Source organism: Eubacterium sp. CAG:156 (assembly GCF_000434315.1).
GTDB lineage: Bacteria > Bacillota > Clostridia > Lachnospirales > Lachnospiraceae > Eubacterium_U > Eubacterium_U album.
On the sequence record NZ_FR878157.1, the window covers coordinates 69,461 to 81,858 of the forward strand.

Genomic DNA, 12,398 nt, shown 5'->3' on the forward strand with positions numbered 1-12,398 from the left:
TTTTCCCTTTTATTCGTATATCTTAATCAATTTATTACAATATTTCTCAATAGTATCAAAGCTAATATTTTTACAGTTTTCACTGTATTTATCTAGCTTTTCTTTGTTATTCCATAGTTCTTCAATTTTATTTTTCAAATCTTCTCCATTGCCACTTTCAAACAACTCTCCAGTACTACCTACAGATATGAGCTCAGGAATTCCTCCAATGTTGGCGCCAAGAACCGGTGTACCATACATCTGGCTTTCCATTACTGAAAACGGACAATTCTCATACCATTCTGATGGATATATAGAAAATCTTGCTTCTCTTATAAGTTTTTCAAGAGCTTCTCCCTTTTGAAAGCCTAAATTTTTAATATTGCTAATTCCATTAATCTCTTCTTCCAAAGGACCTGTTCCCGCAAATATAAACTGAATGTTCGGAAGTTTCTTACAAACATTTATAAGAGTTCCTATTCCCTTTTCCTCTGAAAATCTTCCGAAGTAAAGAACATAGTCTTTCTTCTCTACTTCTTTCCATTCAACTTTATCTATAAAATTATGTAAAGCAATTGTTTTCTTTGCAAACAATGGATTTGTGTCCAATTTTGTTTTCATAAATTCACTACAGCATATCATAGAATCAATATACTTATATGTTCCCTTTATTTTCCAAAACATAGCCTCCATTGTTCCAACTGCTGATTTTGCTGTACTACCATGAATACACTTACCTTTAAAGCAATTCATAAAATGTCCGCCTAAACACTTTTCACAATTTTCGTGTGTATTTGGATTGTTGCACATATGATTTGGGCAAACCAGATTATAATCGTGTGCTGTAAACACAATCTTGCATTTATGCCCTGTCCGTTTTGACCATTTCTTTATTTCTAATATAACACTCGGTGTTATCTGATATGTAAAGTTGTTTAAATGAACTACATCTGGCTGGAAGTCATCAAGAACAAGTCCGATTTTCTTTCTTGCCTCACTTGAATATATAGTTTTAATTGGATAAGTCAGTTTAGAAAGTTTTGAACCTCCATGAAAGTCCATGTCGGATGTATAGGCTTCTGCGTGATTTCCAACACATCTTCCTTCATGTTCCATTCCAAAGTACTGAACTTCATGTCCTTGACTTTCTAAATACTCACCTAATTTGAATATATATGTTTCTGAACCTCCATTTGGATACAAAAACTTATTTACCATTAAAATCTTCATATTTTATTCCTTATATTTTTTACTTTATTTTACTTTCTACAACTTCAAACACTTTTCTGACTATAATTGCAAATATAATCGCTCCTATTAAAGTTAATATTACTGTAATAAAATATTGAATCCATGCATTTCCAAATATATTAGTAATCTTCATTTTTTGTAATATTCTAAACACCATCATATGGCATAAATATATCTCCATACTTATTCCACTTAAGAATTTAGCTATCTTATTGTCCAATACTTTTACATTTGAAGTAATTGCATATAATAGCATCACTACTGAAACTAATAGACACATAAACACATTACCATTCAGCAGATAATATACAACAATAGTAATACTCATAACACTTAATATTTGCCATGCTTTTATTTTTGATATTTCATTTCTATATAAATAAACTAATCCTCCAGCTATAAAGAAACATGCACTATAAAGGATATTTGTTCTGTTTATCTCAAAATAATTTGAACCTATTAAATTATATATCACACTAATTCCGAAAGCTATCCAAGCTCTCTTTTTATTCTGTATTAAAACACAATAAAAAGGAAAACATATGTAAAAGACAAATATCAGTCCTAAAAACCAACCAACTCCAATAACAGAAATATTACCTGCGTTTGGCAAAAAACCAAACATTAATGTCAAATCTGCAAAGGCTTCATATAAAGATTCAATCGAAGGTGACATAATTAAATCTACAAAAACTAATAGTGCAAAAAATGGCAATATTTTTTTAAATCTTTTTACATAAAATTTTTCTAAAGAAATTTCATTTTTTAATATTTTCTCATAATATCCGCAACACATTCCAAAAGCCGAAATCACCATAAACAAAAATACAAAATTAGTAAATGATGGAATAATTTTATTATAAATATATCCACCTATTTCATAGTTATTATTTGCTCCCATATGCATCATAACGATACCAATTGCTGCAATAGCTCTTAAGCCATCTATCGCACCATAATGTTTCTTTTCCATATTCTTACCCTCTATACAACTCCATTGTTCTTTCCACCACATCATCCCAATTATATTTCTCACAAATGAAATCTGCAGCTTCTTCTTTATATTTCTTAACCATCTTAGGCTTATCACAAGCCTCCTGTAGTTTTTCCTGCAATTGCTCTACATTCGACTTTTCAAATACAAGTGCCTTATCTTCAACTACAGATGCGCATTCATCTATATCTGATACAAGACAACAATTTCCATAGCTCATTGCCTCAAGCAGACTAAGTGGCATTCCTTCCAAATCACTTGGCAAAGTGTATACATACGCATTACTATACAACTCATACAATTCCTCGCCCTGAACAAATCCTGTAAATATTATTCTGTCATCGTCCTTTGCCATTGCTTTTATTTCATTTGCAAATTCATCCGTATCTGAACTTCCACCGGCTATTACAAGTTTCTTATTCGTATTCACATTTTTAAATGCTTCCACAAGATATCGCAATCCTTTTTCCGGCACTAATCGGCCAAGATACAATATGTAATCGTCCTTTTCAAGTCCGAATTTATATTTAATTATATTTGCTTCTCTTATAACCGGTCTGTTTACTCCATTAGGAATAAATCTTGTTTCACGGCCATATTTTTCTCTAAAATAATCCTGTACGCCCTTACTTAACACTATTATTTCATCAGCATGTTTTACTGCACATTTTTCGCCCATCATTATGTATGTACTTGCAAGTTTTCCCCATTTTGCTCTTTGGTGGTCAAGTCCGTGAATTGTTGCCACGCATCTTTTCCCAAATAATTTAGGTAGCCATAACATGGCACAAGGACCCTCTGCATGAAAATGTACTACATCATATTTGCCAAATGCAGCGCATACTCCTCCCGTCACAGAAGCAGTCATAGCAGCTAGTCCTTTCTTATCTAATGTAGGAACTGTTTTTAATCTGATTCCCTTATATTCTTTTTTATTTTTTTCATCGAATTCTTTTCCACTTACATGATGCCCGGCACGGTTAAGACAAGTAACCTCATTGCCTCTTTCCACCATTCTGGTAGCTAATTCCTCAACTACTATTTCGACTCCGCCTTCTCTTGACGGTATTCTTTTATGACCAAGCATTGCTATTCGCAACTGTCCATTTTTCATATTATCTGTTTCTCATTTCTCTTATTTTTATTATCGGTATCCTACCTATTATTCCATATAGTGCCAGGCATCGCCCGGCACCACATTTCACTTATCTCATCATTTTTATCAGCTAAGTTTATTTAGCCAAATAATTTTCACATAGTTATTTTCGTCTGTACTTAAACCTTATCAAATCATTTTATACTGACCCTTTTCTGGCAATTACCACAAGAAAAGTCTTAAGTATAATCTTTATATCCAGTCCAAAGCTCCAGTTCATTATGTACTCATTATCAAGTTTTACTATTTCTTCAAAGTCCGTCATATCGCTTCGACCGCTTATCTGCCACATTCCTGTAAGTCCCGGTTTTGTTGCAAGACGGCTCTTGTGATGAGCTTCGTACTGTTCGTATTCATCCATTGTTGGCGGACGTGTTCCTACAAGACTCATGTCGCCTTTTAATATACTGTAAAAATTCGGAAATTCATCTATTGATGTAGCCCTAAGGAAATGACCAAGTCCTTTCTTTGTGCCATCTTTTCCGCTTCCTATAATTCTAGGGTCTGCGTCCATTTTAAACATAAGTCCGTCCATCTTGTTCTGTTCCATAAGTTCTTTTTTGCGTTCTTCTGCATCTGAATACATTGAACGGAATTTGTAGAACTTAAATGGTTTTCCATTTTTCCCTGCTCTTAACTGGCAGAAAAATATTGGTCCGTTAGGGTCTGCAATCTTAATCGCAGGCGCTACAAATATAAACAATATTCCTGTAACAAGGCACCCTACAAGTCCTGCGCATATATCAAGTGCTCTCTTTGCAAATGCTCCAACCGGTGACACCTGATTTATACTTGTCGTTACAACTGCTACCTCGTTAATTGTCTCAAATCCTGCATTTGGCAAAGCGTGTGTAAGAAATTCTACATTTATATGAACCTTAATTCCCATATTCAAAAATCCATATGCCATGCCTTCTACGACGAAACTGTTTACTCCGCTTACTCTGATAAATACGTCATTTATGACATTTGCCCTCGCATATTCGTATACGGAATTGGCATCGGCAACTACAGGTATTCCTTCTATTTCATCTATGTCTGATTCTTTAATGTCCATCACATCTGTCAATGCGATTCCCACTATCTCAAATCTCTTGTCCGGTCCGTTGCTTATCTTGTTGATAGTGTCTGCTGCCATGTCTGATGATACAACAAGCAGCATATTTTCCTTAGCATTATCATAATTCTTACGTACTGCATAAAATTTCTTAAATGCTATATGGCTTATGTACATTAGTATTGTGTCCATCACAAAGAATATTAATATTACTATTCTCGACACGTTATTCGCCTGGTGTATCAAAAACAAATATACAAATAGCACTGCCATTATTATTGCGTTATGATACACTACGTCCTTCATTTCTTTCAGATATCCTCGTCTAAGGATTCCTGAGTATCCGTTCCTGAAAAATGCCACGCAAAAGTGTATCAGTGTTAATGATATTGTTACATTTCTATATAGGGAAGTGTTGTACATATGCCCAGACCCTGAATATATCAGTGTAGCTAGAAAGAACGCTACATTAATGCATATAACATCTACTATTATGAAATCAAAATGCTTTGTCCACTTATTACTTGTTCCGTTGTACACTCTCTATCCTCCCCCTTTGTATTTTCTCTAGTTTGCTTTATATATTAGTTAGGCGAATGATTTTATTACTTATTTACTTAATGAATATTTACCCTATCATTATTTGATGTATAATCTTCTTGTTTATTATCCAATAAACAATCACTTTATTTACCGTTTGGTGAATAATATTCATATTTTTATTAAATTATCTATATAATTTTCATTCTTACAACTTGTTTTATTTTTCGTTCAATATGTAAATTTGTTGCTTATTTTTTTAGACACAATCTTTTATTATTATATCATCTACGACATTCTTTGTACATTGATTTTGTTAGTTTTATCAATATTTTCTGCTTTTCTTATGGAAAAGTTACAATAAAAATATTTTTATTATATATTTACTATATATGTATTTTAGTTCATTTTAAAAATTTCCCATAATATTTATGCTATTTTCTATCTTTTTTATACTATTTGCGTTGTTTTGTTTTTACCTTTTATCTGTTTGTTTATAATATACACCAATTTTTTTCAGTTTTTTTCGCATACTGACCTTTCTTGCATTCTTCTTTTGTCTATTTTGTTAACATTTGTAACGGATTTGTTAATTCTCTTTATATTACCTTGTTTTTATTTTTCATTAGGGTTAATATTTCTTATAAGTAAGGGGCAAAGTTTTAAGGTTTTATGATAGACTTTAGAACTTTTCTTATTTTTATATGGAAGGAGTCTTAGATTTGCGTGAAAAATTAGCGAAGTTAATGTACGGGAGGTATGGAGTAGATCAACTTGGCAGAGCAATGCTTATTTTCGCACTGGTTTTATGCGTGCTTTCGTTATTTGTCCCAAGACGTTTGTCCGGGATTATTTATTATATTTCACTTATTTTAATTATTTTGATGTATATAAGAATGTTTTCAAAAAATATTCAGAAGCGCTACCAGGAAAATAACAAATATTTAAGTTTAAAAGCTTCCTTCTTAAGAAAATTTCATAGAGAAAAAGAGATTTTCAGTCAAAGAAGATTTTATCATTTTTACAGATGTCCACGTTGCAGACAACGCATTCGTATTCCTCGTGGCAAAGGCCGCATCGAAATCCGTTGTCCAAAATGCTCACAGACATTTATCAAAAAAAGTTAATTTATCAGATGCATAAATAGTCTGCAACTGATTATATAATTTAACAACATGCGTAAGAATTTCCTTTTAAGAGGGCATTAAGTATTTACGACTGATTGTGTGATTTAACTTAGAGCCGATTTGATTTGTGGTTCTTTACTTATTTTGTCTGGAGGACTCCATGTTTGGATATGTAGTTGTAAACAAACCCGAACTCAAATTTAGGGAATTTGATGTCTATCGGGCGTATTATTGTGGCTTATGCCACTCACTTAGCAAGCGACACGGTCTGTCAGGGCAATTAACCCTGTCCTATGACATGACCTTTTTAGTTATCCTTCTTTCTTCACTTTATGAGCCGGAGCACAGCGTAACTTCAAAGCGTTGCATTGTGCACCCTCTAAAGCGTCAGAACATCATTTCCTCAGAATTTACGGATTATGTTGCTGACATGAACGTCATCCTTTCTTATTTCAAATGTCTGGATGACTGGCACGATGACAGAAGCGTTCTTAAACTTGCTTATTCAAAATTATTAAAAAAAGGTTCAATTGGGAAAAATTTAAATAATGTACATGCCACTTCTGATTCAACTGCCGATGGTTCAGTTGCAGCTATTCAGTCAAGCGCTGTTGACGATGGTTCAGTTGCAGCTACTCAGCCAAATTCTGACAGTAACAATCAGAATTCTTATTTTACTGACGATTCCGGGCATTTGCATATTTCTCCTGATTATTCCTATAAAAATAAAATCGAAGCTATTTCATCTTTGTTGGACGAACTCGGTACCCGCGAAAAAATGAATGAAACCAACGTTGATGTGGTAGCCGGTTTATTTGGCCGGATAATGCAAATCCTATTCGTGCCTTTTGACGATATTTACGCCAACGGTCTTGGTCGTATGGGCTTTTACCTTGGGAAATTTATATATATTATGGATGCATTTGACGATGTTGAGGACGATGTCAAAAAGGGACGTTACAATGTATTTTCGAAGTACTATACTGACCCGGATTTTGAAACTCATGTCAAAGATATGCTTACAATGATGATGGCTGAGTGTTCCGATGCTTTCGAAATGCTCCCTGCTGTTGACAACGCTGATATTCTTCGTAATATTTTGTATTCCGGAGTTTGGAATTCCTATGAACGGCGTGTTTCAAAAAATTTAGAAAACAAATAATTTTTTATTGTGATGTTTTAATTTTTCAGAATTAATTTTTATTAACAATATTCTATCGCATTATAACATAATCACAGCAAAAATTTAGAAAGAGAATAGATATATGAATCCTTATGATGTTTTAGGGGTTAGACCAGATGCCTCTGAAGATGAAATAAAAAAAGCATACAAGGCTCTAAGCCGCAAATACCACCCTGATGCAAACATTAACAACCCTAACAAGGAACAGGCTGAAGAGAAATTCAAGCAGGTTCAACAGGCATATAGTCAGATTATGGATGCACGCAAGCATGGTGCAAATGGCTATGGTGGTTCTTCTTATGGCAGTGGAACTTATGGCGGCTATGGCTCCGGCTATGGTAATTCAGGCAGTTATGGATCTGGAAATTCCGGTGGTTCCGGTAGCTATGGCTCTAATGGTTCCGGTGGCTATAATTCCGGTGGTTTCGGCGATTGGGACTTTGGTGGATTTGATTTTGGAGGTTTTGGCAATTTTGGTGGCTTTGGTACAGGCTACGGTGGCGCAGGTAATTATGGCAACTCTTCAAATATGTCAGAAGACGAGATGCATATGCGTGCCGCAGCCAATTACATCAACAATCAACATTATGCCGAAGCTCTGAATGTATTAAATACAATTTCCAACAAAACAGCTGCATGGTATTATTACAGTGCGATTGCAAATAAAGGCGTGGGCAACAATGTCCAGGCTCTTGAGCACGCCCGCATGGCATCTTCAATGGAGCCTAATAATGCTACTTACCGGCAACTTGTCCGTACATTCGAAAGTGGTGGCAGCTGGTACACTTCTCGTCAAAGCAGTTATGGTGGAATGCCTACAATTATTTGCAGTAACCCACTCTTAGCCTGCTGTCTTGCAAATCTTTGTTGCAATGCTTGTTGCGCAGGTTGTGGTGGTGGATACACTTACCGATAAAATAAATTACAATTTAATTTATTAATAAAAAGAACTCAAAGTTTGAAAATTATTAATAACTTTCAGGCTTTAAGTTCTTTTTTATTAATAGATATTTTATTATGCTTTATCAGGCATCAAAATCACTACTTTTAATCTCACATGAGCTTAATCATAATTTGGTTCTTTTGCCCCGACATCATTACAAAATAAGTCCACATATACAATTCGGCCAAATGCTATACATTCCAATTGTTATATGTGGACTTAACTTATTCATCGGTTATTGTTTAAAAAACAAATCTACATGACCTGCCATTCACTATGGCGTAACGATTTATTCTTCCACAAAATCACTTTCATCTTCTTCGTCGTCTTCAAATAAATCATCGAAATCATCTTCAAAATCATCATAATAATCTTCTGTAATTTTATTGTAAATTGCATAAGCTACTCCGGCAATTGCTGCCACTACTGCAAGCACTCCAAGTACGATCCCAACTATCTTAACTACGTCAGACTTCTTTTCTTCTTTGCCGATAATCTTGCCAATCTTAACTCCCTTGATTAATTCGTCCATATCCGTACTCCTTTCACTACAAGTTATATTTCATAAGAATAGTATATCATTTTAGTGCTGTTTTTACTACAGTTTTTTAAGTTTTGCAAATGAAGCCATCATAATTTTCTGACCTGCTTTGTCAAATGCTACCGTAACCTGATAATCTTTCGGACCATCCTCAATATTAAGCACTGTTCCTTCACCAAACTTAATATGTTTAACTCTGTCTCCAATTACATAATCAACCGGCTGTTTTGTAATTGTAAATGATTTACCAAATGCAGGTTTTGTGCTAGGTTCACCATACGAAGATTTCATAAATGGTTTATTTCTAAATGCATTCTGACTTGCTCTGCTTGCATTTCCAAATTCTTCTTTCTTTGGAATCTGTCCTGCTGCGACTCTGTCTGTTACATTTTTACTATTAATAAGCTGTGTTGGTATTTCCTTTATAAATCGTGAAATAATATTATATCTTGTTTCTCCATGAACCATACGTCTCTTTGCATAACTAATTACAAGATTTTCCTTTGCTCTTGTAATTGCAACATAACACAGACGTCTTTCTTCTTCAATTTCACTTTGGTCTTCGGCACAAATTGCTGAAATTCCCGGAAATAATCCTTCTTCCATTCCACATAAAAATACATTAGGAAATTCAAGCCCCTTTGCACTATGTATGGTCATAAGGACCACATAGTCACTATCCTCATCAAGACTATCTATGTCCGCTACCAAAGCAACGTCTTCAAGAAATCCTGCCAAATCCGGATTTTCTGTTGTCGATTCATATTCTACAACCTTACTTATCAATTCTTCTATGTTCTCGATTCTTGCCTTGCTTTCGTCTGTATTTTCCAAAACAAGTTCTGTCACATATCCTGTATCTTCAATAATCTTATCTACTAATTCTTTTATTGAATGCTCCTGACTGTACTCTCTTAATTCTTCAATAAAATCAGTAAATTTCTTAATCTTTGCTGAAGCTCTGCTAAGTTCAGGATTCATATATGCAAGTTCTAACGCATTATACAAATTAATGTTATGGTCAACTGCATATGCCTGCGCCTTTCCAATAGAAGTAGCTCCGATTCCTCTCTTTGGAACATTAATAATTCTTGCTACAGCAATATCATCCGTAGAATTATTTACTGTTTTCAAATAACACAAAATGTCTTTAATTTCTTTACGCTGATAGAAATTCTGTCCGCCGATAATCTTATAAGGAACATTTGCCAAAAGAAGTTTTTCTTCTAATGTTCTTGACTGAGCATTGGTTCTATACAGGCATGCAAAATCACTGTATTTATAGTCTCCTGCATTCACTTTTTTTCTAATTTCTTTCGCAACCATGTTAGCTTCATCATAAGCATCTTCCGCCTGATACAAATCAATCTGCGTTCCTTCTTCATTGTCACTCCACAATGTTTTGTCTTTTCTTCCCTGATTGTTTGCAATTACTCCATTTGCGGCAGCTAAAATATTCTTTGTAGAACGGTAATTCTGCTCTAACTTGATAACACGTGCATTTTCAAAATATTTTTCAAATGAGAGAATATTTGTAATATTCGCTCCTCTAAACTTATAAATTGATTGGTCATCATCGCCTACAACGCACAAATTTCTATATTTTGATGCAAGAAGGCGAATCAACTGAAACTGTGCTGTATTTGTATCCTGATACTCATCTACCATAATGTATTTAAATCTTTCCTGATAATAATCCAGTACATCTGGATATTTCTTAAATAATTCTACTGTTTTTACAATCAAATCATCAAAATCTAAAGCATTATTTTTCTTAAGCTGAACCTGATATTCAAGATAAATCTTAGCAACTGTATTTTCTCTCAAATCACCTTTTGTTATCTCTATTGCACGTTCAGGACTTATGAGTTCATCTTTATAGGAAGAAATCTTTCCTGCCACAGCTCTTTCTTTGTAAAATTTAGAATCTAAATTCATTCTCTTTACAATATCTTTTATCAGACTCTTCTGATCATCTGCATCGTAAATTGTAAATCTATTATCATATCCTAAAAATTCAATATGTCTCCTCAAAATTCGTACACATGTAGAATGGAATGTACTTACCCATATCTGATCAGCACCAAATCCAACTATGTTGTTAATTCTTTCACGCATTTCTGATGCGGCCTTATTTGTAAAAGTGATTGCCATAATATTCCATGGCGAAACACCCTTTTCTTCTATAAGATAAGCTGCTCTGTGTGTAAGCACTCTAGTCTTTCCACTTCCTGCACCGGCAAGAATAAGCAATGGACCTTCCGTGTGAAATACAGCCATCTGCTGCATATCATTTAATGTATCATATCTGCTCATAAATATACCTTTTCCTTATTTTTATAATCCACTTAGGCAAATTTTTATATACTTCTGCTATCATATCATATTTTCTAAAAAAATCGAACATATTTTCTGCTATTTGTAATAAATTTTATTTGTAGTTTTCATTACTATGTATTATAATATTTTTTGTACATAAGGAGGTATATATGGAAAGTGATAAAATAATTGAGTCTATATTAAACGACTTTAACTCATTTAACATAGACGATATACCAAACATTGATTTATATATGGACCAGGTAACAACCTATTTAAATAATAAATTTGAGGGAAGCAAACGTAACGATGACGACAAACTCTTAACAAAAACCATGATTAATAATTATGCTAAAAGTCGTTTATTACCACCTCCCGAAAAGAAGAAATATTCAAAAGACCATTTAATTCTTTTAATGATGATATTTTATCTTAAAAATATTATTTCAATTAATGATATTGATACAGCTTTGTCCCCATTAATTAAAGATTATTTTAATGATGGAAATAATAGTCTCGAAGAAATTTTTAAATTATTTATTCAATATATGAAAGATACTGATGATAATCAGTCAATTATTGATGCGTACGTAAAATCCAATGAGTATTTTTCAAATCTGGATAATGAAGATAATAAAGAATATTTGCAGACACTTACGCTAATTGCTACTTTGACTTACGAATGCCTTGCAAGAAAAATGATTATCGAAAAACTGATTGATTCTCTTCCAAAAGAAGAAAACTCAAAAGATAAATCTGATAAAAATAAGAGTGATAAGAATAAAACTGATAAATAGTAGAATTTAGTGTAACTGTATTTTAAAAGCCTTAAATTTTGTTTCTAATTCAAAATTTAAGGCTTTTAATTTGTATAAGGTAAGACCTTATTTATGAAACTGAATTTTCAAAAAGCGAAGTGTTAATTACTTTAATATTAAATACTATCTTCTAATCCAGACTGCTCAAAGCTAATCATCATATTTGGCTCTCTTTAATACCATATCATAACCATCATTACCATAATTAAGAGATCTGTTAACTCTGCTGATTGTAGCTGTTGATGCCCCTGTGTCTTCTGAAATCTCTAAATATGTCTTTCCTTCTCTAAGCATCTTAGCCACTTCAAATCTCTGTGATATTGATAATAATTCATTTATGGTACATACATCTTCAAAAAATGTATAACATTCTTCCTTTGTTTCCAATGATAATATAGCTGCAAATAAATGATCTACTTCCTTTGTTCTAACTGACTTACTCATAAATTGCCTCCTGTGCTATCTTTTTCTCTTTCACATTTTAACACTC

Annotated in this window: 11 protein-coding genes; 4 read left to right on the plus strand and 7 right to left on the minus strand. The window is 33.3% G+C overall.

Annotated elements, in window-relative coordinates:
- Positions 1–9: 9 nt before the first annotated feature.
- From ABMA45_RS05820 to ABMA45_RS05835, 4 genes are all read right to left on the minus strand, one after another.
- Positions 10–1,209 carry a glycosyltransferase gene (locus tag ABMA45_RS05820; protein ID WP_022088946.1) on the minus strand — a complete coding sequence of 400 codons (1,200 nt, stop codon included), beginning with the start codon at positions 1,207–1,209 and terminating at the stop codon, positions 10–12.
- A gap of 19 nt (positions 1,210–1,228) precedes the next feature.
- Entirely contained in the window at positions 1,229–2,203 is a 975-nt protein-coding gene (locus ABMA45_RS05825; RefSeq protein ID WP_022088947.1) for an acyltransferase family protein, read from the minus strand.
- A 4-nt stretch (positions 2,204–2,207) separates the two neighbouring features.
- Positions 2,208–3,338: a glycosyltransferase family 4 protein gene (locus tag ABMA45_RS05830; RefSeq protein WP_022088948.1), complete on the minus strand. Its 1,131-nt coding sequence runs from the start codon at positions 3,336–3,338 to the stop codon at positions 2,208–2,210.
- 181 nt (positions 3,339–3,519) lie between these two features.
- Positions 3,520–4,977 (minus strand): sugar transferase, encoded by a 1,458-nt coding sequence (locus ABMA45_RS05835; protein ID WP_022088949.1) that lies wholly within the window; start codon positions 4,975–4,977, stop codon positions 3,520–3,522.
- 722 nt (positions 4,978–5,699) lie between these two features.
- Here ABMA45_RS05835 and ABMA45_RS05840 point away from each other — a divergent pair.
- The 3 genes from ABMA45_RS05840 (at position 5,700) to ABMA45_RS05850 (ending at position 8,203) form a co-directional block, all read left to right on the plus strand.
- Positions 5,700–6,104, plus strand: coding sequence for a hypothetical protein (locus ABMA45_RS05840; RefSeq protein ID WP_022088950.1), 405 nt, complete (start codon positions 5,700–5,702; stop codon positions 6,102–6,104).
- Positions 6,105–6,264: 160 nt separating this feature from the next.
- Positions 6,265–7,266: a DUF5685 family protein gene (locus ABMA45_RS05845; RefSeq protein WP_022088951.1), complete on the plus strand. Its 1,002-nt coding sequence runs from the start codon at positions 6,265–6,267 to the stop codon at positions 7,264–7,266.
- Positions 7,267–7,369: 103 nt separating this feature from the next.
- Positions 7,370–8,203, plus strand: coding sequence for a J domain-containing protein (locus ABMA45_RS05850; protein ID WP_022088952.1), 834 nt, complete (start codon positions 7,370–7,372; stop codon positions 8,201–8,203).
- A gap of 316 nt (positions 8,204–8,519) precedes the next feature.
- On the opposite strand, the gene ABMA45_RS05855 is transcribed toward ABMA45_RS05850, so the two are convergent.
- A complete protein-coding gene (locus ABMA45_RS05855; RefSeq protein ID WP_022088953.1) occupies positions 8,520–8,762 on the minus strand; it encodes a hypothetical protein in 243 nt (80 codons plus the stop codon).
- Positions 8,763–8,828: 66 nt separating this feature from the next.
- Positions 8,829–11,087 carry a DNA helicase PcrA gene (gene pcrA / locus ABMA45_RS05860; protein ID WP_022088954.1) on the minus strand — a complete coding sequence of 753 codons (2,259 nt, stop codon included), beginning with the start codon at positions 11,085–11,087 and terminating at the stop codon, positions 8,829–8,831.
- Between the two features lie 173 nt (positions 11,088–11,260).
- On the opposite strand from pcrA, the gene ABMA45_RS05865 reads away from it, so the two are divergent.
- On the plus strand, positions 11,261–11,887 hold the full coding sequence (locus ABMA45_RS05865; protein ID WP_022088955.1) for a DUF1836 domain-containing protein: 627 nt from the start codon (positions 11,261–11,263) through the stop codon (positions 11,885–11,887).
- Positions 11,888–12,058: 171 nt separating this feature from the next.
- Here the strand turns inward: ABMA45_RS05865 and ABMA45_RS05870 are convergent, their stop codons facing one another.
- On the minus strand, positions 12,059–12,352 hold the full coding sequence (locus ABMA45_RS05870) for a YerC/YecD family TrpR-related protein (RefSeq protein ID WP_022088956.1): 294 nt from the start codon (positions 12,350–12,352) through the stop codon (positions 12,059–12,061).
- Positions 12,353–12,398: the final 46 nt, after the last annotated feature.